Consider the following 21760-nt stretch of genomic DNA (forward strand, 5'->3'; position numbering starts at 1 on the left):
TTTATGCATTTGAATATGTATACATAATCCGTTATAATAATAATATTATTCAAATGCAGAAAGGGTGGTAAAATGTCAAATTTAATAGAAAAGTGTGCAAGGTTAAGGGATGCTTCCCATTTATTAGCAGCTACTCCCACCAATTCTAAAAATGCAGCATTACATCTTGTAGCAAATAGTTTAAAGAAAAATTCATCATATATATTAGCTGAAAATGAAAAAGATATTGAAGTTGCAATAAAAAAAGGCACAAAAGAGAGTCTGATTGATCGCCTAAGATTAAATGAAGATAGAATTCAAGGAATGATTGATAGCATTAATACTATTATTAAGCTGAATGATCCTATTTGGAAAAGCAATGATGTATGGACCCTGGAAAATGGACTAACAATTAGTAAAATGACTGTACCATTAGGGGTTATCGGAATTATTTATGAATCAAGGCCTAACGTTACTTTGGATGCATTTGCATTAGCACTAAAAAGTGGTAACTGTATTTTATTAAGGGGAAGTTCCTCTGCAATTCATTCTAATAAAGCCTTGGTTAAAGTTATCAAAGAAGGTTTAATGGAAAGTGAAATAAGCCAAGACGTAGTTCAGCTTGTAGATGATCTTGATCGAAGTATTGTGAAGGAAATGCTAACATTAAATGAATATATTGATGTAATTATTCCTCGAGGTGGAGCAGATTTAATTCGTTTTGTGATAGACAATGCTACAGTTCCTACTATCGAAACAGGAGTTGGCAATTGTCATATTTATGTGGATGAGTCAGCTAACTTAGAAAATGCTATTAAAATCATTACGAATGCCAAGGTACAAAGGCCAGGAGTTTGCAATGCTTGTGAAACCACGTTAATTCATGAGAGCATAGCATCTAAGTTTTTACCAATGCTATATGATGCATTAAGCGATAAAGTTGAATTAAGAGGGTGCCCTAAAACAATAGAATTAATTAATATAAAGGGAGCCGTAGATTCGGATTGGGCAGAGGAATATCTGGATTATACCCTTGCAATCAAGGTTGTTTCAGATATAAATCAAGCAATCGACCATATACAAAAATATGGTACGAAACATTCTGAGGCCATTATTACAGAGAACTTTACTAACGCCAATTACTTTTTAAGAAGGGTAGATGCAGCGGCAGTATATGTAAATGCATCAACTCGATTTACAGATGGTGGGGCTTTTGGTTTTGGAGGAGAGATGGGAATTAGTACCCAAAAAATCCATGCTAGGGGACCAATGGGACTAAATGAATTAGTTACTGTAAAGTACACAATTATAGGAAACGGGCAAATTAGAGAATAGAGGGATTAAAATGTTATCGGAAGTAATGAAGAAGAGTAGAAAAATTGTAATAAAAATCGGTAGTAATACACTTTCCAATGAAGATGGTACTATTAATCATGTTTTTATAGAGGAGCTATGCAATCAAGTATCTTTTTTAATCGCTGAAGGAAAGCAGGTCGCAATTGTTACTTCAGGTGCTAGAATTGCTGGCATTAGTAGAACAAATAAGTGGTCTAGAAAAGAGGACATGCATTATAAGCAGGCTTTATGTGCAATTGGACAAGTAGAGCTAATGTCTGCCTATAATAGTCATTTTTCTCAACATGGAATCTATATAGGTCAACTTCTTTTAACAAGAGAAGATTTTTTTGATAAAACTAGAACTTTAAACATGAGAAACACACTGTTTACTTTAGCAGATGAAGGTATAGTACCAATTATTAATGAAAATGATACCGTAAGTGTGGAGCAAATTAAAATTGGTGATAATGATACTCTAGCAGCCTACTCAGCAAGTCTATGGAATGCTGATTTATTGATACTTTTAAGTGATATAGATGGTATTTATGATAAGAATCCTAAGGATTATGATGATGCCAAACTGTTAGAACAGATAGAAAATATAGATATCATGTTAGAAGAAATTGAGATTGGACAATCTAATTCCTTTGGTACAGGTGGAATTACAACTAAGATAGAGGCAGCAAGAATTGTAAATCGTTATGGTATACCAATGATCTTGGCTAATGGGAAGACACATGACATTTTAATGAAGGCCTACAATAATGAAACTAAAGCCACTATATTTTTACCAGAAGAGAAATAAATAGCAATATAATAAGCTTGAGTAGTTAGACAATGTATAAATTAGCTAGTAGTTTTAAGTAGCAAAATAGAAGAGGTGTAACAATGGATAAAAAAATAGGATTTATTGGAGCAGGAAATATGTCATCTACCATAATTGGTGGACTTATTAAGAACTTTAAAGGTATGAATAATTTAATATATGTTACAAATAGATCTAAAGAAAAAGCAGAAAGATTATGTAATGAAGTTAATATAAATTTTTGTAACAGTAATGTTGACTTAGCTAAAACCTGTGATGTAATTTTTTTAGGTATTAAACCAGATATGTATGGAGTGGTTTTAAAAGAAATAGCCCCATATGTAACCGATGATAAGTTAATAATTTCATTAGCGGCTGGAGTAACTACAAATAATGTAGAGGGCTATTTCAAACGACCAATGAAAATAATTCGAATTATGCCTAATATTGCTGTAACTGTTGGGGAGGGTATGATTGCTTTAACCGCTAATAAGAATGTAGCCGAAGAAGAGATTGACCTAGCAACAAACTTACTAAGTAGTATTGGTAAGGTGGATAAAATTGAGGAATATATGATTGATGCAGTAACTACTATAAGTGGTTGTAGTCCAGCCTTTATTGCATTGTTTGTAGAAGCTTTAGCAGATGGAAGTGTATTGCAGGGTATGCCGCGAGATAAAGCATATATATATGCAGCTCAAACCTTAATTGGAACAGGTAAGATGATGCTTGAAAAAGAAATACACCCAGGAGCACTAAAGGATATAGTTTCATCCCCTGGAGGAGTTACTATAGAAGGTGTTTATGCTTTGGAAAAAAGAGGTTTTAGAAGCATTCTTATGGAGGCTGTGGAAGCCTGTGAAAGAAAAATTAAATTATTAAATAGTAAATAAAACTTTGATCTGTGCTGAGGACTCAGAACGATGATGTATTTAATAGCTACTATAAATAAGGAACTAAAAGTTAAAGCTCACAGGTATTTGCCTGTGGGCTTTAAATATTTAAAGTACGGTTAATTAGCAATGAATTGTGGCAGAATTTATATAGCACTATATTTGGTATATGCAATTTTACAAGGAGTAGATAATGGTGAATAAATATATCGAATTTAAAGATGTAAAAAAACTACATGATCTCTGTAGTACTAACATTAGTATTTGCAGTTTTTGTTAATATGGTAATGTATTATAAACTTAAAAATGTAGAAATGGTAGAATCTTTAAAGAGTGTAGATTAGGGAAGCTAGAAACTAATGCTATACATAGATAGATATTAAAATTAATAGAGATATATGGGCTATGGATATTAATTCATGGCCTTCTGTTATTATATAGCAAAAGATATTACACAATTAAAGGAATTAATGGTAAAATGCAGAATAATACAGCAATAGGACAACAAAAGGAGAGGATTTTTATGTCTATTATAATTAAACCAATTGAAGAAATAGATGCAGAAGAACTTTTTGAGTTTGAAGTTGAAAATAGAAGTTTTTTTGAATCGATAATACCTTCAAGAGGTGATGAATATTATAAGTTTGATAATTTTAAATCTATATTGAAGGAAATAGTAGAGGAACAAGAAGAAGGTCTGATCTATATGTACCTAATAAAAGATGCAGATAATAAAATAGTTGGCAGAGTAAATCTTGTATCAGTAATAAGGGGAATCTTTAATAAGGCAGAACTGGGATTTAGGATAGGAAAAAAATATAATGGTAAAGGTTACGCTACAAAAGCTGTTAAGCTTATTTTAGATGAAGCCTTAAATAAACACAAGCTTCATAGAATAGAGGCAGGAACTGCACCAGAGAATATTGGTTCTCAAATTGTATTAATAAAGAATGGATTTGAGTTTGTTGGTAGATCTAAACAGTATATTTACTTAAATGGCAAATGGCAAGACAGTATAAACTTTGAAAGAATTCTAGATTAAGGTTCATTAAGAAAATATGATTAATATTAAACCTATATTATAATGGATAATATGAAATTTATATAAGGATTTGTTAAAGACCTATTTATGTATGGAGGAAAAGTATATGCAAGGATATAATGTTATATTGGTTTATAATATGAATTTAGATAAATTATTGATGTGTAAACGTAAAAAGGATCCTTATAAAGGGTTATACAATTTGGTCGGTGGCAAGATAGAACTTGGAGAAAATGGACTTAATGCGGCGTATAGAGAATTATATGAAGAAACAGGTATTTCAAAGGGTGATATAATTTTAAAGCACCTTATGGATTTTAAATATTACTATCAGAAGTGTTATGTAGAAGTGTATGTAGGCAAACTCCAACATAATGTTAACCTTGTAGAGGAGGCAAATGAGCTGTTTTGGTCAGATTTAAACCATGATTTTTTTGATATGTCTATTTATGCAGGAGAGGGAAATATAGGGCATATGATTGAACAAGTAAACATGTATAAGGATATTATTTTAGGTGAGTAAAGTATTTTATTATAATCATCATATAAAATTGATATAATCTTCAGATCTTATTGACTCATATTGGGTAACTAGAAAGGTATATTTCAAGGTGAAGATTATTTGGTATAAATCATATACCAAAATTTTAGAGTGTAAAAAATTTTAATAAAGGAGAGAAATCTATGAAGAAAGAAATAATTGAGTGGGCTAAAACCATTATAATTTCATTATTGGCTGCATTATTAATAACAACTTTTGCTTTACCAACAATTGTTTATGGAACATCAATGGCTCCTACATTAGATACTTATGATTTATTATTAATAAATAAATTATTATATAAAGTCCAAAATCCAGCTTATGGAGATATTGTCGTTTTTGAATTTGAACCAGAAAGAAAGAACATGATTAAGAGAGTTATAGGAATTGAAGGAGATACTGTTGAAATTAATAATGGTATAGTATCTGTAAATGGCACAGAGTTAGAAGAAGGATATATTTATGATACGGATATTTCTTCAAGGGATTTAAAAATAGTAGTTCCGAAAGGTAAGATTTTTGTACTAGGTGATAATAGGAATGATAGTAGGGATAGTAGAAGTAAGGAGATTGGTCCAGTAGATAAGGATATAATTATAGGAAAAGCCTATTTTAGATTATTTCCATTTCCTAAAATAGGTAAAATAAAATAAGAGCGAATATATTTAGGCTGTGGATGTTAATTCGCAGCCTTTGCTGTAGAATAGTAAAGATATTGCTAATTAAAAGGAATCATTAAGAAAGTGTAGAACAATATAGCAGATATATTTCTTCAATATTGTAAAGTTGAAAGAAGTTTATATTATTCTAATAAGTCAGGCTTAGTTTGTAAAGGAGGAAATGAGATTGATTTTAATAAGAGAGATGAAAATAGATGAAGTTGATAAAATAAAGGAAATTGATCGGTCAGAAAGAATAGAATTAATATATAGATATAAAGAAGGAATATTAGGAGAAATCAAAGCAGGGCATGATTGTCCGAATTGGAGTCAGGATATTATTGATGAAATGATGGAACGTTTTATTTACGAATTGTCTAATGGTGGAACTGCTTTCGGTGCATACGATAAAGAGCTATTAGTTGGATTTGGAGTTCTAGCACATAAATTTAGAGGTAATGATAGGGATCAGCTTCAAGTAGACTTGATGTATGTATCTAGGTCATATAGGAGGAAAGGTATTGCTTCTAGTATTATGAATGAATTAAGTAAAGTAGCATTAAGTAGAGGAGCTAAGTATTTATATATTTCATCAACTGAAACGGAATCAGCAGTTAATTTTTATAGAAGTTATGGAAGTCAAATAACTAATGAAGTCGACAAAGAATTATTCGAAAAAGAGCCAGAAGATATACATATGATAAAGAGATTATAAATGGAAATTAAATAACAAACTTGTTCTTGGAGGACTATAGTATGATAATTTGGATTAATGGAGCATTTGGAAGTGGAAAGACCCATACAGCATATGAGTTAAGTAGGCGAATAGAAAATTCTTATGTTTATGATCCAGAGGAAGCAGGGTTTTTTATACGTGATAATATACCTAAGGAACTGAAGTTAAATGATTTCCAAGATTTTCATATATGGCGAGAATTTAATTATCAAATGCTGGAATATATAAGTAAGAAGTATAGTGGTATTATTATTGTTCCCATGACAATTACAAACCAAATTTATTTTAATGAAGTAGTAGATAGATTAAGACAGGAAGGTATCGATATTAAGCATTTCACATTGATGGCAAAGAAAGAAACCTTATTGAAAAGGCTAAGACAAAGAGGGGATGGAAAAAACTCATGGGCAGCGCAACAAATTGATAGGTGTATTAGCCAATTAAGCAATTCTGTATTTAAGGAACATATACATACAGATGATATGACAATTGATCAAGTAGTTGGTTACATAGGGGAATTGTGTAATATAAAATTACTAAAAGATAATCGAAGTTGGATAAGAAAAAAATGGGATAGGATTATGATTTGGTTTAGACATATAAGAATATTTGGTTGATATAACTTCTAGTTTAAGTTTAATACTTTAGACAACTTATTAAATATATAAGAGAAAAACTTAGAGCAGGATGTGCTATGGGAAGTATTGCAGTATTTTTTTGTTTTTTGACTATACCAATATAGATAGTATTATAGAATGTATAAAAGAATTCTTATTATTAGAAGAATGCTAGGAAATCTATAAATATTTTATAACCAAATTAAATATAAAAAAGAGAACTTTTAGGCGAAATTAATAAATTATAAAACCAATAAATCATTATGGAGGAGTCATAGATGATTAAAATAAGAACCGAAACTGTAAGCGACCATAGTAGTGTTTTTAAATTGAATTATGAAGCATTTGGGAATAGGGAAGATGAATCTAAGCTGATAGAGAGAATCAGATTATCCACACAATTTATTCCAGAGTTATCCATTGTAGCAGAAGAAGATAATGAAATAGTAGGTCATTTATTATTAAGCAAAGCAGAAGTAATAAATGGTGATAATAGTCATGAAGTAATAGTACTGGCTCCAATTGCAGTCAAACCAAGTCTACAAAAAACAGGAATAGGTGGCCAACTAATTCAAGAAGGATTAAAAAGATGTAAGGATTTAGGATATGGGATTGTATTGTTGATAGGACATCCGACATACTATCCTAAATTTGGATTTAAACCAGCGAGAAATTTTGGACTAGAACTAAAACAATTTAAAGTATCGGATGAAGTATTTATGGTATGTGAATTAATAGCAGGAGAGTTAGATAGAATTAAGGGAGAATTAATATATCCTAAATCATTTTTCAGTTGATTCGAAGGTGGGATTCAAGAGTGTGGAATTAGAGTAGGGGGAGATGGGGGAAATGAAATTAAACAAACATAGGAATATAGATACTTTTTTAGAAGAAACCTTAAAGTATTTAGAGCAAAGCGAAGCATTAAATAATCTTATGTTAGGTATTTGCAATACAATTAAAAACAACCCAGATTATTATAGTGATGTTTATCTTGCTACTGTAAAACAAGGAGAGGAATTAGCTATAGCGGCGGTTATGACACCTCCTAATAAACTAGTTGTATATAGCAACAGAGAAGAGTGTGATGACGCAATAGAATTATTAGTAGGTGATTTACGTAATAGAAATATTGATATACCTGGTGTTATAGGTCCTAAAGAACTATCAAAAAGAACTTGTGATATTTGGAGCAAATATAACGATTGTAAGGTAAAATTAGAGATGAATATGAGGGTTTATGAACTAAGGGAAGTAAATAAAAATACAATTGGAGAAGGAATATTAAGACCAGCCGATGAAGAAGACTTAGAGTTTGTAGCACAGGGGCGGTATGACTTTGAAATTGATACTGGATTAAATGCTTCACCAGATAAAGAAAAATGTTATGAGGTAGTTAGAAATAGGCTACCAGAAAAAACTATTTTTTTATGGGAAGATGCAGGTAAAGTAGTATCAATGGCAGCTAAAGCTAGGCCTACACAAAATGGGGCTACCGTTGCTTTAGTTCATACACCAAAGGAATTAAGAAAAAGAGGCTACGCAACCAGTTGTGTGGCAGCATTAAGTCAACATTTATTAGATTCTGGCTATAAGTTCTGTTCTTTATTTACGGATCTAGCAAATCCTACTTCAAACAGTATTTATATGAAAATAGGATATAAACCAGTTGGGGATTATGATAGCTATATTATAGAAAAAGGGGAAATAACAATAACAAAGCTAATACAAATTGAATTATTAGAATAAATATTGACATTATATGTGTTTTCCTGCTAATAAACAGCTGGAAATTCTATAAATCTTTAGTTTAAATATATTATAAAGGAGAGTATTTGCATTGGATAAGTTTACTTTAATTAAGGAAGAAGCTGTTTTAATGGTAATTGATATTCAAGAACGGTTAGTACCAGTAATGAAATATGGTGAGGAAGTAATTGGTAAGACTAATACTTTAATTTCAGTTGCAAAAGATTTAGAGATTCCTATTTTAGTTACAGAACAATATCCCAAAGGCTTGGGTAAGACAGTTTTAGAATTAAATACTAATTTAGATAAAGCATTAACCTATGAAAAAACAACGTTTTCTGGCTATACCGAAGAAGTAATTTCAAGGCTTAATCAACTAGGAAGGAAAAAGATTATTATTACTGGTATGGAGACTCATGTTTGTGTTTTTCAAACTGTTAGAGATTTAATAGCTAATAATTATCAAGTTTTTGTGGTGGAAGATGCAGTATGTTCACGTACAAAAGCAAATTACAAAAATGGCCTAGATTTAATGTCGACTATGGGAGCTGTGATTACTAATACAGAGACAGTGTTTTTTGATTTAATAAAAGAGGCAGGCACTCCTATATTTAAAAAACTGTCAAAGCTAATAAAATAGGTCATATATTTAACGGATAATGTGGAATTCTCCCATCCTCTTTAGGTGGGAGATGGATAACATCTTTTTTATTTGGGCTAAATCCCCAAATAAAAAAAGGTTGAAACATTGGGAAATATATTCCGTTATATATTCAGTAGTATAATTAAGAAAGAGGTATAATCCAATGAAATTAGACACAAATAATCATTCAGTATTCTTATTAAACTATCATTTGGTGTTAGTTATAAAATACAGAAGAAAGGCTATAAACAATGTCATATCTAATAGATTAAAAGAAATATTTGAACATATAAGTCCTAAATATAATATCACTTTAGAAGAATGGAATCATGATAATGACCATGTTCACTTGTTATTCAAAGCACAACCCAATACTGAAATATCAAAGTTCATAAAAGCATATAAAAGTGCTAGTAGTAGATTGATAAAAAAGGAGTTTCCACTAATAAGAAATCAATTATGGCAAGAACACTTTTGGAGCAGAAGCTATTGCCTACTTACAACAGGTGGAGCAACTATAGATGTAGTTAGAAAATACATTGAAAATCAGCAGATAAAGTGAGGTGACATTGTGTTACGAGCATATAAATATAGATTATATCCCGATAAAGAACAAAGACTATATCTAGCTAAAACATTTGGTTGTACTAGACTTATATATAATCTTATGTTAGCTGATAGGATAGATACTTACAATAAATATAAAGATGATAAGGAAGAATTGAAAAAACAAAAATATCCAACACCAGCTCAATATAAAAAGAAATATGAATTCTTAAAAGAAGTTGATAGTTTATCTTTAGCAAATGCACAAATAAATTTAGATAAAGCATATAAAAACTTCTTTAGGGATAAATCAGTAGGATTTCCAAAATTCAAGAGTAAGAAAACAAATAGACATAGTTTTACTACAAATAATCAGAATGGAACAGTATATATTGAAAATGGATATATAAAAATACCTAAACTAAAATCTATGATAAAGATAAAGCAACATAGAGAATTTGAAGGATTAATAAAATCTTGTACTATATCACAAACACCAAGTGAAAAGTATTTTGTATCAATATTAGTAGATATAGAAATAAAGGAGTTAGATAAAATAGATAAAAAAGTAGGAGTAGACTTAGGAATTAAAGATTTTGCAATCACTTCAGATGGAGAAGTGTTTGAAAATCCAAAATGGTTAAGAAAATCAGAAAAGAGACTAACTAAACTACAAAGAGATTTATCAAGAAAGAAAAAAGGTAGCAATAATAGAAATAAAGCAAGATTAAAAGTTGCTAAACTACACGAAAAAATAACAAACCAAAGAAAAGACTTTTTGCATAAGTTGTCTTCTAAAATTATAAACGAAAACCAAGTGATAGTTTTAGAAGGTTTGAAAGTTAGCAATATGTTAAAAAATCATAATCTAGCAAAATCAATATCAGAAGTATCATGGTCTGAATTTAGAATACAATTAGAATATAAAGCAAATTGGTATGGTAGAGAAATAATAATAGCTCCATCTAATTATGCAAGCAGTCAATTATGCTCTAATTGTGGTCACAAAAACAAAGAAGTAAAAAACTTAGCACTTAGAGAATGGATATGTCCAGAGTGTAATACACATCATGATAGAGATATAAATGCTAGTAAAAATCTACTGAAACTAGCAATATAGTTTTGGTATTATCGGGGTAGGAACTACCCTTAGAGCTTGGACAAACTTGGTACATTAGTGCTATTGACCAGGAAGCTCCCACTTCAACGAACGAATGTAAGTAAGTGGTGAGTAGTTCACTGAAATAATATTTGAAGATAAAATAGATCTGGAATAAAAACTTATTTTGTGCTGGAATATTAATAATTATAATATAGTGTAATATTGAGGTGAGTTAAACTTTAGAGGAATGAATACAGGAATGGCATTATTTCTAAATCAAGAAGAAATACAAATAAAAGGGTTTATTAAATAAAAATAAGAAGATTTTAGGTGTTAAAAATGAATAAAAAAGTGATTTTAGTTCATGGATATACTAAACATTATGATGATATGCTTGTTTTGAAGAAAAATCTAGATTTTTTAGGATATGAAGCAATATTAGTTGACTTGCCATTAACCTTTAAATATATAACGGACGCTGCTATTATATTTGAAGAAAGAATTAATGAAATTATATGTAGCTTAAAAGAAGATGAAAAGATTAGTCTTGTAGGCCATAGCACAGGTGGACTAATAATAAGATTGTTATTATCTAATACAAAATATATAGAAAAGATACACAGATGTGTCTTAATAGCTACTCCAAACAAGGGAAGTGAGTTAGCAGATATAGCTTCTAGAATATCTCATATATTTATTAATATTTTTAAGACTTTGAAATCCTTGAGACATGAAAATGTAGAAAAGTTAGATTTAAAGCAAATAGATGGTATTGAAATAGGCGGAATCGCAGGAAATAAAAGTGATTTACTATTAGGCAAATTGTTGAAAAATGAAAATGATGGTAGAGTAGAGGTTAACTCTGTAAAATATAAAGAATTAAAAGATTTTATTATTGTTCCTTACAATCATGAAGAAATTCATTATAAATTTGAAGTAGCAGAACTGGTTGATAACTTTCTAAGAAATGGGAATTTTAACAAATAGTAAGAAGTCGAATTCATATGAATAGATGAATGAAGTGGTTAGAAGGGAGAAAATAGGAATGATTTTAGGAAAAAATACTATTATTAGACCAGCTGAATTAGGGGATGAAGAGTACTTATACAAATGGTGGAATGATGGTGAAATGATGAGCCATGCGACATTGGCTTTCGGTACATTGCAAAGTAAGGAAGCGATAAGAAAAAGCATTATAGAATCCATTGAAGATAGTAGTATATATCCTAAAAGGAAGAGGTTTATAATATGTAAAAAGGATACTTTAGAACCTATTGGTGAAGTAAACTATGGAGACTGGAATGAAAGAAACCAAAAGTGTGAATTTGGCATAAAAATATGTGAAACATCTGAACAGGGAAAAGGCTATGGAAAAGATGCATTATATCATTTTATAGATTTTATGTTTCGATTTTTAAATCTTAATAAGATTGAATTAACGTCAATTATAGATAATATAAGAGCACATAATTTATATAAAAAATTAGGTTTTAAAGAAATAGGAATAGTTAGGGAAGGATATTTTGATAGCAGGACTGGTGTATTTACCGATGTGATGTATATGGATTTATTGAAGAAAGAATGGTTGGAGATTAAATCGAGTATTGAATTTTAAAATATAGGCGATATTATGAATCGAGTTTTAGCACTGGAAATGCTCTAAAAATTTATTATAAAAGATTTGGTTATTGGAGGTGCTATATTTGCTACAGCATAGTTACAATCAATATCTAAGAAAGGTTGAATTATGTAGGGATAAGATATCTTCATTTTCCAAATATCCTTTTTGTTTAGATGCAGTGAAAAATCTATATAGTCTAGATATTCACCCGAAAGTAACCTTTATTGTGGGGGAGAATGGTACTGGAAAGTCAACTATACTAGAGGCCATTGCTACAGCCTATGGATTCAATCCTGAAGGTGGAACAAAGAATTTTAACTTTTCAACTGCTAAAACACATTCGGAATTATATAACTATCTAAGATTAGTCAAGGGATTTAAAGCCCCTAAGGATGGATTTTTTCTAAGAGCAGAGAGTTTCTATAATCTTGCTACAAATATTGAAGAAATGGATAAATATGGGTGTGGGCCCAGAATTATAGACTCCTATGGAGGACGTTCCTTACACGAGCAATCCCATGGAGAATCTTTTTTTGCTGTATTTATGAACCGATTTAGTGGTAAAGGATTATACATTTTAGATGAACCTGAAGCTGCATTATCACCAACAAGGCAGTTGGCTATGCTTTCTAGAATTCACGAATTAGTTCAGAAAGATTCTCAATTTATAATAGCTACACATTCGGCAATTATAATGTCTTATCCCAATTCAACAATTTATGAAATAAATAATGGATTTAATAAGGTTAAATATGAAAACACTGAACATTATCAGATCATGAAGGGATTTATGAATAATACTGAAAAAATGTTGAATATAATTATGGAGCCATAATATAGAATATGGCTAAACAAGGTTTCTAAGAGATGGGGCGATTTTTATTAAAATCCGGCTAGTATTAATAGGAATAATAACTATTATAATTATAATTGCAATGAGTTTAGGGGGTTACTCTTTTATTTCTTCATTTGCTCAGAATATTTTTTATGTACTTTATATTTCTATTTCATTATATTTATTTTATATTCTAAGAAGAGAAGGACAAATTAGATTGCCTCATACTGTACTTATACTTTTATCTATTGTATTGTCAGTTATTATGCTTAGAAACGCTATAATAGCACTTCCACTACTATTTGTACTACCTATGTTAGCGGAAAAACAATCTCATATTATTGTTAAGTGCGTATCGTGGATTACATATATTGGAATATGCCTGTTTTTTTGCTTAATTGTTTTAGTAAGATTTGGATTTGCGAGGACTTATATATTATCTACAGAAATGTCTCCAGACAAGAAACATAGTGCTTCTATTATTGTACACGATGAAGGGGCTTTAGGTGGAAGTATTGAAGTACAATATGAACGATTATATGGAGGTATCATCAAGAAAAGCAGGCCTATTTATATAGATAGGCTAAGTGAACCAAAGATTGAGTGGATTGATAATTATAAGATACAAATAGATGATGTGATTATCAATATTAAAGATAGGGATGTTATTTATAGAAGAAAATAAGGATATTATTAGTGAAAGTTATTTTTTATTTAAACATATACCAACCAAAACATATCATAACTTATATTATAGTATTAAAAATTGTGGCATTTATACATTTGCTGGATATAATGTATCAAAGGCTACTATTATTATTAATATATAATAAAGAGTAAAAATAATATCTGTTATGGGGGCGAGTATATGTGGACTAGGGAACAAATTAAAACAAGAGCGAAGTCAGTACTTAGAGGATCATATTGGAAAGCCTTTTTAGTTAGCATTATTCTAGGTATTGTAGGTGGTGGCACAGGAGGATTTAATTTTAGGTGGAACATTAACAGTAATGATAGCGGGTATGGAAGATATGTTCCGCAATCAATTATGGATAATACAAGACATATGATTCCATATATTATTTCAATAGCTACTATTGCTATTATCATAACTTTATTAATATTCTTATTTAGAATATTTTTAGGCTATGCTATAGAAGTTGGTGGCAAGCGCTATTTTGTTAGGGCAGCAGGTAAAGATGTTGACTTAAATAACATAGGATATTCCTTTAATGGTGAAAGGTATAAGAACATAATAAAAGTTATGCTCTATAGGGGTGTATTGATAATTTTGTGGACTTTACTGCTTGTTATCCCGGGTATTATAAAATCATATGCCTATAATATGGTGCCTTATATTTTAGCGGATAATCCTCAAATAGGATATAAAAGAGCAATTGAGATAAGCAATGGTATGACAGATGGCGAGAAGTTTAACATGTTTATACTAGACCTATCCTTTATAGGTTGGTATATACTAGGTGCATTAGCTTTAGGAATAGGAGTTTTATTTGTTAATCCTTATGTACATGCAACACAAGCAGAATTGTATTTAGTATTTAGGCAGAAGGCTATAGACAGTGGAATATGTTCTGCAGAAGAATTAATGATAGATAGATTAATATAATAGCCACAACAGAAAACATTATTTTTAAAATATTGCAATAAATTAGAAGGTATGTTATATTGATTATAGTAAATACTATTATTGTAAAAAATCTCAGGAGGTACCGTGGAATGAAAACTAAGACAAACAAATCAAGAAAATTAAATATGATTATTTTGTTTGTCAGGTAAATAGGTACCCTATTTTTGTTTAGTTTTTTGCACATCCTTTTTGTATTTAATTTAAAAAGTTTATTAATTATTTAATTGATTAGACTAATATAAAAGGCAATGTAAATACGTAGGCTATGGGTATTATTAATTCATGGCCTTTTATTATTGTCTAAAAAATATAATTTTTTATAACACATAGGGAATTATGTACTTTTTAAACTTAAGATAAGTCATAGTTTTCGTAATGTGTTTCAACAAAGCCAACTTTGACAATCTTTGAAAAGGTTTTGTTCATCAATGGGTACTAATTGCTTCTATATAAATTAAACTCATATTTCTAAAGTAAAAGGGAACCTCGACAAACTTATTTGAGGTTCCCTTTTTGTGTTTTATAACACATAAGAAATTATGTACTTTCTAAATTTAAGATAAGTCATAATTTCCATAATGTGTTTCAACAAAATCAGCATTGAGAAGCTTTGAAAAAGATTTTGCTCTTTTAGATGATTATTTGCATGATTTAACACTATTAATTTTAGAGGAGGAAGTATGAGTTAATGGAGATTATAAATATTGGTATTCTTGCCCATGTAGATGCTGGAAAAACTACAGTAACAGAACATCTTTTATATAAGAGTGGTTCCATAAAAAAGCTTGGCCGTGTAGATGACGGTGATACACAAACAGATTCCATGGAGCTTGAACGCTCCAGAGGTATTACAATAAAAGCCTCAACCATTGCCTATGAATGGAAGGGTGTAAAAGTTAATATTATAGATACTCCTGGCCATATGGACTTTATCGCAGAAGTAGAAAGGTCACTTAGGGTCTTGGATGGCGCAGTACTTGTTATTTCCGCTAGAGAAGGCATTCAATCACAGACAAGGATTATACTTGAAATACTAATGCAAATGAAAATACCCACTGTTATATTTATCAATAAGCTAGATCGAATGGATGCGGATTCTCAGAAGGTAATAGATGAACTTAAAACAGAAATGTTGGTAAAACTTGTTCCTATCCACAAAGCAATAGATGAAGGTACAAAAAATGTTAGGATTGAAAATACTATTTTAGATAATTATGTAGATGAGGATGTATATGAAATATTATCTGATCTTGATAATAGCATACTGAAGAAATATATAAATGAAGAAGCCATTACATTTGAGGAGGTTTGGCAATCTATTTGTAAATATTCAAAAGAAGGCTCATTGTATCCCGTTTTTATGGGAGTAGCACTTTCAGGTCTTGGTATTGAAGAGCTTTTAGATGGCATTAATAAGTGTCTTCCAACCACTAATAATTGTGGAGAAGGGGAGGTATCTGGTGTAGTTTATAAAATAGCAAGGAGTAACGATAATCAGAAGTTGGCCTACATCCGCATGTATAGGGGGACTATTAAGCTGAGGGACACATTTAAGGTGATGGAGGGTGAAACAATTGACAAAATAACAAAAATCCAAGTGTTTCGTAATGGAAAACTATGTGAAACAAATAAGTTAATGGGTGGAGATATGGGAATAATTTCAGGGCTAAATCATTTTCGTATAGGAGATATTATTGGATCTCCTAATGAGAAGATAAAAAATCCATCCTTAACAAGACCAACCCTAAGGGTTAAAGTAAGTGTTCATGAAAAAGAGAATAAAAATAAGCTTTTTAATGGATTATTGGAATTAGCTGAGGAAGACCCTCTATTAGAATGTGATATTGATCTAATAGAAAATGAAGTTTATATAAGTATTTTCGGTGAGATCCAAATGGAAATTATTAAAGATTTACTATCATCTAAACATGGAATAGATTTGAATTTTTCAGAGGTTATGACAATTTATAAGGAAACCATAATTCAAAAGGAAAGTGCATCTGCTAACATGTTTGGGCGTACAAACCCTTTCTATGCAGCCGTTGATTTTGAAGTTGAGCCATTAAAAAGGGGCGAAGGATTGAAATATGTTTCTCAGGTTTCATCCGGATATTTGTCAAAATCCTTTCAAAATGCAGTTGAAGAAGCTGTATTTCAGACATGTCGCCAAGGTATTTATGGTTGGGAAATTACAGATGTACTTATAACATTTAAAGATGCTATTTATGACAGTGTTATGAGCACACCTTCCGATTTTAGAAATTTAACACCTATGGTATTAATGGAGGCTATTTATAAAGCTAAAGTCAAACTTCTTGAACCTATTTATGAATTCCATCTTAAAGTACCAAATGAGGCAGGCAGTCGAGTCGTTGTTGATTTACAAAATATGAGGGCTACATTTTCTGAGACAGGAAGCATGGATAATCAGTTTTATATAAAAGGGTATATTCCTATAGAAACCTCAAAAAACTACAATATTAAATTAGCCTCCTTTACCGAAGGAAAAGGGATATTTTATACAAAGTTTTATGGATATATAGATTTACCGGAAGATGTTATAAAAAGCAAATCAAAATATGGCTTAGATCCTCTTAATAAACGCAAATATTTACTTCAAAAGTCATCGGCAATTAAAAACTAATCTAAGTTATATAGTTATAAAAGGAGAGATATAAATGCTTCTAAACGTAAACAGTATTACAAAATATATCAAGGATAAAAAAATATTAGAGAATATATCATTTAAGATATATGAAAAACAAAAGATAGGTCTTATTGGAGATAACGGAGCAGGTAAGAGTACGTTACTTAAAGTTATTATGAAGGAGATTGTATCCGATGATGGAAGTGTGGATGTAAGAGGTAATATAGGTTATTTGCCCCAGGATTTTTCCATAGATGAGGATAAAACTGTGGAGGAATTTTTAAAGGACTATGAATTTCATCATAATTTAATCCCTACTTTAAGTAGACTTAATCTTAATGAAAAGTATAAACAGAGAATAGAAACTTTAAGCGGTGGAGAAAAGACAAGATTATATATTACTAGAATTATTCTTTCAAAGCCTCAGTTACTTATTCTCGATGAACCTACTAACCATTTAGACTATGAAGGTATTACATGGCTTGTGGATTTTATATCTAAGTTTCAAGGTGGAGTTTTGATTGTAAGCCATGACAGGTACTTTTTAGAAAAAACTGTAAATAAAATATTAGAATTAGAAAAGGGAAGTCTAAGGGAATATAATGGTGGATACTCCTTCTACAAAAATACTAAGGAAAAGGAACTTGAAAGAGAGATAATTGCCTATGAGGCCTATAAAAAAGAGAAAAAGAAGCTAGAATTAGCAGCAATAAAAGTAATGGAAAGGTCTAATAAATATAACAACATGTCTCAAAATGACTTCTATAGAGGTAAGGCTGCAAAAATAGCTAAAAGATCAAAGGCTATTATTTCTAGGTTAGAACAGATGGAGGAGGTTTCCAAACCTAATCAGCCATTAAAAATAAATTTAGCCTTTGGTAAAGAAGGCAAAAGACTAGGGGATATTTTAGTTAGGGGAGAAAAATTAAAAAAGGTATACGACAATACGATATTTGAAAATATTAGCTTTCAAATTCAAAGAAATAAGAGAATTGGGATTATAGGTAAAAACGGTGTGGGAAAGAGTACTCTTTTAAAAGCCATAGTTGGAATTGAAAGTGTTGATGGAAACCTTACTATTTCACCATCGGTAAAAATAGGTTATTTTTCCCAAGAATTAAAAAACTTAGATGAGAATTTAACCTTATTAGATGAAGTAAAAAAGATTGATGCAAATCAAAGCAAGATAAGAAATTTGATGGCATGTATGCTTTTTAAAGGGGAGGATGTATTTAAAAAGATTAGCAATTTAAGTCTTGGAGAAAGGGTAAGAATTATTTTTTTAAAACTTATTTTAGGTGGATACCAGCTTTTAGTTTTAGATGAACCCACTAACTTTTTAGATATTATTTCTAGAGAAAAAATAGAGGAGGCACTATTAGATTATGAAGGTGCTATTTTATTCGTTTCTCATGATCATTACTTTGTTAGAAGAATGGCGCAGGAAATATGGGAAATGGATAATAAGGGGATAACTAGATATTTAGGTGACTATGAATATTATTTAAATAAGAAAAATCAAAAAGGAGAGAAAAACAAGAGAATAGCAAAGGAGGAAATATTAAATCTGGAAATGGAGCTTTCCACTATTTCATTTAAGCTTATTTCCTGTAGTGATAACGAAAAAAAGGAACTTGATAAGAAGTATTCTGAAGTCTTGCAACAGTTGAAATATCTAAAAAGCAACTTTAGATAAACATAGCAAAGGTCCTACTTAGTATAGGGCCTTTGTCATATTAATAGTATTAAACTATGAGTAGTATTCTTTGGGATAAAACTAATTATATGGTATAATATTCCATGGAAAGAGAAAGTTAATTTTATTATCTAAGATATTAACTTTCTATCTATATTAAGCATATGTTAAACATTGGAGGGGATAGATGTGGAAATCAATAGAGAACCAATGGTTTATATTAAAGATCTAAAAATGAAATATGAAGACAAGGAAGTGTTGAAGGGTATTAATCTTGAAATACATAAGGGGCAGATTATAGGTTATATAGGACCTAATGGAGCAGGGAAAAGTACTACAGTAAAAATATTGTTAGGTATAATAAATGGATATGAGGGCACAGTAAAAATATTTGGCGAGGATATTTCTAGCGGTAATGTGAACTATAAAAGAAGAATAGGTTATGTGCCTGAAACTGCGGATATATATGATAATTTAACAGCATACGAATATCTTACATTTATAGGTGAAATCTATGGGATGGAATTAGAACAAATCAATGAAAAGGCCAAAAAACTTATGGCATTATTTAATATTGAGGAAGTATACCACTCTAGAATTTCTTCCTATTCAAAAGGAATGAAACAGAAACTTCTTATTATTTCTAGTCTTTTACATAATCCAGATATTTTATTTTTTGATGAGCCCCTAGGTGGGTTAGATGCTAATAGTGTTATGATCTTTAAAGAAATCCTATCGGAACTGGTACATAGAGGAAAAACTATATTCTACTCATCCCACATTATGGATGTAGTCGAGAAAATAAGCGATAGAATTATATTGTTAAATGACGGACATATAGTTGCCGATGGAAGCTTTGAAGAATTAAAGGAAAAGAGTAAGGAAGGTTCCCTTGAAAATATTTTTAACCAATTAACAGGATTTAATCAACATAAAGAAATTGCAGAGGAATTTGTTGCAGTATTGCAAGGGGTGTAGATATGAAGAATTTTATGTCTTTAAGACTTATAGATAAGTTTAGCTTTATTTATAGTATGATGGGTATCAATTATGAGGTAATGAGAAAAATATTACAGGTAAAGCTAACTATGGATGGCCGAAGGGTTCCTACAATTATGACTAATGACTTAAAGGAGGAAAAAGAAAATTCATTTAAAAAGTCACTGCTTATGTATGGTTTAATTGGGCTTGGCGCCATGGCAGTTATAATACCAGATTTTCCATTATTTTTTAAGATGAATATTATTTATGCTATCATTTTATTTATGGTAATGACAACTATGATTTCGGATTTTTCCTCTGTACTTTTGGACATTAGAGAAAAAAATATATTGCTCTCTAAACCAATTGATGCAAGGACCATGAATGCAGCAAAGGCAACCCATATTTTAATTTACTTGTTCAGCATAACCATAGCAATTGCAGGACCTGCCTTAATAGCGGGTTCCTTTAAATACGGTATTCTATTTGGTATGGTGTTTTTTATACAACTAATATTGGTTTCAGGATTTGTTATTTGGGTTACTTCTCTACTATATTTTGTTATTTTGTTTATCTTTGACGGTGAAAAGCTAAAGGATATTATTAACTATTTTCAAATTACATTATCTATTATTATGGCTTTTGCTTATCAATTTGTGGGGAGAATTTTTGCAGTTTTAGATTTGAATATTGTCTTTACACCTAAGTGGTGGAGCTATTTAATTCCTTCGGTTTGGTTTTCAGCCCCTTACGGTATTTTAATAGATAAAAGCTACGATGCTCACTATATTAATTTTACAATTATGGGTATTTTGGTACCAATTTTAGGCATAATAGCATATTTTAAAGTTGTTGCTCCTTACTTCGAAAAAAGTCTTTTAAAGCTAAACAATAATAGTAGTAAACAGAATAAAGTAGCTGAAGCTAAGGGTAGGAGGCACAAGAAGATAGCAAATATATTTTGTTTTAAGCCTACAGAAAATATATTTTTCCGATTTACACAAAATATGGTTTCTAATGAAAGAAATTTAAAGCTTAGATTATACCCTAGTCTAGTAATTGCTGCAATAGTTCCTTTATCTTTTATTGTAGTAAACTTTGATAAAAGTAGACCCTTTGCAGAATCACTCGCAGAGATATCAGCAGGTAAAGGATATTTTTCAATTTATATTACTATAGGTTTACTGGCAATGTCAATTTCTAGCATATCAACCAGTGAAAAATATAAAGGTGCATGGATATATAAAGCCTTACCAATTAAAAATCCTGGTTCAATTTATAAAGGTGCATTAAAGGGTTTTTTCATAAAATTTATATTGCCTATATATTTATTTGTAAGTATTATATTTTTAATTCCATATGGACTTAACATACTTTTAGATATTGGAATAATGTTTTTAACACTAATTTTAGTAATTATAGGACTATTTCACTGGGATGAAAAACGACTTCCTTTTTCTGAAAACTTTCAACGCAATAAAGGCGATAGTTTGGGGTTGGCTATAACCTCCATGATTTTCATTGCTATTAATGCTACACTACATTGGAATTTAAGAGAAGTACCTATTGCATTGGCTATATATATTGCACTTTTGTTAATATCTCTATTAATAATGTGGATAAAAAGCTTTAAAATTACTTGGTAATGTTAATATTTATATAATATTTATTAATCACAGGTA

The 21760-nt window shown here is 30.2% G+C and carries 22 protein-coding genes; all 22 read left to right on the forward strand.

Annotated elements, in window-relative coordinates:
* The first annotated feature begins 72 nt into the window (after positions 1-72).
* The 22 genes from KQI88_RS05465 (at position 73) to KQI88_RS05570 (ending at position 21724) form a co-directional block, all read left to right on the forward strand.
* Positions 73-1314 carry a glutamate-5-semialdehyde dehydrogenase gene (locus KQI88_RS05465; protein ID WP_216415349.1) on the forward strand — a complete coding sequence of 414 codons (1242 nt, stop codon included), beginning with the start codon at positions 73-75 and terminating at the stop codon, positions 1312-1314.
* 10 nt (positions 1315-1324) lie between these two features.
* Positions 1325-2122, forward strand: coding sequence for a glutamate 5-kinase (gene proB / locus KQI88_RS05470; protein ID WP_216415350.1), 798 nt, complete (start codon positions 1325-1327; stop codon positions 2120-2122).
* Positions 2123-2205: 83 nt separating this feature from the next.
* The gene (gene proC / locus KQI88_RS05475; RefSeq protein WP_216415351.1) at positions 2206-3015 is read left to right on the forward strand and encodes a pyrroline-5-carboxylate reductase; all 810 of its coding nucleotides are present in this window, start codon (positions 2206-2208) and stop codon (positions 3013-3015) included.
* 523 nt (positions 3016-3538) lie between these two features.
* On the forward strand, positions 3539-4057 hold the full coding sequence (locus KQI88_RS05480) for a GNAT family N-acetyltransferase (RefSeq protein WP_216415352.1): 519 nt from the start codon (positions 3539-3541) through the stop codon (positions 4055-4057).
* 106 nt (positions 4058-4163) lie between these two features.
* Entirely contained in the window at positions 4164-4580 is a 417-nt protein-coding gene (locus KQI88_RS05485; RefSeq protein ID WP_216415353.1) for an NUDIX hydrolase, read from the forward strand.
* Positions 4581-4741: 161 nt separating this feature from the next.
* A complete protein-coding gene (gene lepB, locus KQI88_RS05490) occupies positions 4742-5251 on the forward strand; it encodes a signal peptidase I (protein ID WP_216415354.1) in 510 nt (169 codons plus the stop codon).
* 193 nt (positions 5252-5444) lie between these two features.
* Positions 5445-5972 (forward strand): GNAT family N-acetyltransferase, encoded by a 528-nt coding sequence (locus tag KQI88_RS05495; RefSeq protein WP_216415355.1) that lies wholly within the window; start codon positions 5445-5447, stop codon positions 5970-5972.
* A gap of 41 nt (positions 5973-6013) precedes the next feature.
* Entirely contained in the window at positions 6014-6610 is a 597-nt protein-coding gene (locus KQI88_RS05500; protein ID WP_216415356.1) for an AAA family ATPase, read from the forward strand.
* Between the two features lie 278 nt (positions 6611-6888).
* Positions 6889-7407 (forward strand): GNAT family N-acetyltransferase, encoded by a 519-nt coding sequence (locus KQI88_RS05505; RefSeq protein ID WP_216415357.1) that lies wholly within the window; start codon positions 6889-6891, stop codon positions 7405-7407.
* A 52-nt stretch (positions 7408-7459) separates the two neighbouring features.
* Positions 7460-8359 (forward strand): GNAT family N-acetyltransferase, encoded by a 900-nt coding sequence (locus KQI88_RS05510; RefSeq protein ID WP_216415358.1) that lies wholly within the window; start codon positions 7460-7462, stop codon positions 8357-8359.
* Positions 8360-8450: 91 nt separating this feature from the next.
* Positions 8451-8999, forward strand: coding sequence for a hydrolase (locus KQI88_RS05515; protein ID WP_216415359.1), 549 nt, complete (start codon positions 8451-8453; stop codon positions 8997-8999).
* 166 nt (positions 9000-9165) lie between these two features.
* Positions 9166-9564, forward strand: coding sequence for an IS200/IS605 family transposase (tnpA, locus tag KQI88_RS05520; RefSeq protein WP_216415360.1), 399 nt, complete (start codon positions 9166-9168; stop codon positions 9562-9564).
* A gap of 9 nt (positions 9565-9573) precedes the next feature.
* Entirely contained in the window at positions 9574-10668 is a 1095-nt protein-coding gene (gene tnpB / locus KQI88_RS05525; protein WP_216415361.1) for an IS200/IS605 family element RNA-guided endonuclease TnpB, read from the forward strand.
* A gap of 321 nt (positions 10669-10989) precedes the next feature.
* On the forward strand, positions 10990-11637 hold the full coding sequence (locus tag KQI88_RS05530; protein ID WP_216415362.1) for an alpha/beta fold hydrolase: 648 nt from the start codon (positions 10990-10992) through the stop codon (positions 11635-11637).
* A 58-nt stretch (positions 11638-11695) separates the two neighbouring features.
* Positions 11696-12265, forward strand: a complete 570-nt coding sequence (locus tag KQI88_RS05535; protein ID WP_216415363.1) for a GNAT family N-acetyltransferase — start codon at positions 11696-11698, stop codon at positions 12263-12265.
* 88 nt (positions 12266-12353) lie between these two features.
* Positions 12354-13106, forward strand: coding sequence for an AAA family ATPase (locus tag KQI88_RS05540; protein ID WP_216415364.1), 753 nt, complete (start codon positions 12354-12356; stop codon positions 13104-13106).
* A 217-nt stretch (positions 13107-13323) separates the two neighbouring features.
* Positions 13324-13791, forward strand: a complete 468-nt coding sequence (locus KQI88_RS05545; protein ID WP_216415365.1) for a DUF5412 family protein — start codon at positions 13324-13326, stop codon at positions 13789-13791.
* A gap of 183 nt (positions 13792-13974) precedes the next feature.
* Positions 13975-14733: a DUF975 family protein gene (locus KQI88_RS05550; RefSeq protein WP_216415366.1), complete on the forward strand. Its 759-nt coding sequence runs from the start codon at positions 13975-13977 to the stop codon at positions 14731-14733.
* 709 nt (positions 14734-15442) lie between these two features.
* Positions 15443-17398, forward strand: coding sequence for a tetracycline resistance ribosomal protection protein (tet, locus tag KQI88_RS05555; protein WP_216415367.1), 1956 nt, complete (start codon positions 15443-15445; stop codon positions 17396-17398).
* Between the two features lie 34 nt (positions 17399-17432).
* Positions 17433-19097: a ribosomal protection-like ABC-F family protein gene (abc-f, locus tag KQI88_RS05560; protein ID WP_216415368.1), complete on the forward strand. Its 1665-nt coding sequence runs from the start codon at positions 17433-17435 to the stop codon at positions 19095-19097.
* A 189-nt stretch (positions 19098-19286) separates the two neighbouring features.
* A complete protein-coding gene (locus tag KQI88_RS05565) occupies positions 19287-20075 on the forward strand; it encodes an ABC transporter ATP-binding protein (protein ID WP_330656082.1) in 789 nt (262 codons plus the stop codon).
* A 2-nt stretch (positions 20076-20077) separates the two neighbouring features.
* On the forward strand, positions 20078-21724 hold the full coding sequence (locus KQI88_RS05570) for a hypothetical protein (RefSeq protein ID WP_216415369.1): 1647 nt from the start codon (positions 20078-20080) through the stop codon (positions 21722-21724).
* The last annotated feature ends 36 nt before the right edge of the window (positions 21725-21760 follow it).

The organism is Alkaliphilus flagellatus, from assembly GCF_018919215.1.
Taxonomy (GTDB): domain Bacteria; phylum Bacillota; class Clostridia; order Peptostreptococcales; family Natronincolaceae; genus Alkaliphilus_B; species Alkaliphilus_B flagellatus.

What these genes read in the sequence shown, in the direction of transcription:
- KQI88_RS05465 (WP_216415349.1), top strand. Translation starts at nt 73, where the DNA reads ATGTCAAATTTAATAGAAAAGTGTGCAAGGTTAAGGGATGCTTCCCAT.
- proB (WP_216415350.1), top strand. Translation starts at nt 1,325, where the DNA reads ATGTTATCGGAAGTAATGAAGAAGAGTAGAAAAATTGTAATAAAAATC.
- proC (WP_216415351.1), top strand. Translation starts at nt 2,206, where the DNA reads ATGGATAAAAAAATAGGATTTATTGGAGCAGGAAATATGTCATCTACC.
- KQI88_RS05480 (WP_216415352.1), top strand. Translation starts at nt 3,539, where the DNA reads ATGTCTATTATAATTAAACCAATTGAAGAAATAGATGCAGAAGAACTT.
- KQI88_RS05485 (WP_216415353.1), top strand. Translation starts at nt 4,164, where the DNA reads ATGCAAGGATATAATGTTATATTGGTTTATAATATGAATTTAGATAAA.
- lepB (WP_216415354.1), top strand. Translation starts at nt 4,742, where the DNA reads ATGAAGAAAGAAATAATTGAGTGGGCTAAAACCATTATAATTTCATTA.
- KQI88_RS05500 (WP_216415356.1), top strand. Translation starts at nt 6,014, where the DNA reads ATGATAATTTGGATTAATGGAGCATTTGGAAGTGGAAAGACCCATACA.
- KQI88_RS05505 (WP_216415357.1), top strand. Translation starts at nt 6,889, where the DNA reads ATGATTAAAATAAGAACCGAAACTGTAAGCGACCATAGTAGTGTTTTT.
- KQI88_RS05510 (WP_216415358.1), top strand. Translation starts at nt 7,460, where the DNA reads ATGAAATTAAACAAACATAGGAATATAGATACTTTTTTAGAAGAAACC.
- tnpA (WP_216415360.1), top strand. Translation starts at nt 9,166, where the DNA reads ATGAAATTAGACACAAATAATCATTCAGTATTCTTATTAAACTATCAT.
- KQI88_RS05530 (WP_216415362.1), top strand. Translation starts at nt 10,990, where the DNA reads ATGAATAAAAAAGTGATTTTAGTTCATGGATATACTAAACATTATGAT.
- KQI88_RS05535 (WP_216415363.1), top strand. Translation starts at nt 11,696, where the DNA reads ATGATTTTAGGAAAAAATACTATTATTAGACCAGCTGAATTAGGGGAT.
- KQI88_RS05550 (WP_216415366.1), top strand. Translation starts at nt 13,975, where the DNA reads ATGTGGACTAGGGAACAAATTAAAACAAGAGCGAAGTCAGTACTTAGA.
- tet (WP_216415367.1), top strand. Translation starts at nt 15,443, where the DNA reads ATGGAGATTATAAATATTGGTATTCTTGCCCATGTAGATGCTGGAAAA.
- abc-f (WP_216415368.1), top strand. Translation starts at nt 17,433, where the DNA reads ATGCTTCTAAACGTAAACAGTATTACAAAATATATCAAGGATAAAAAA.
- KQI88_RS05570 (WP_216415369.1), top strand. Translation starts at nt 20,078, where the DNA reads ATGAAGAATTTTATGTCTTTAAGACTTATAGATAAGTTTAGCTTTATT.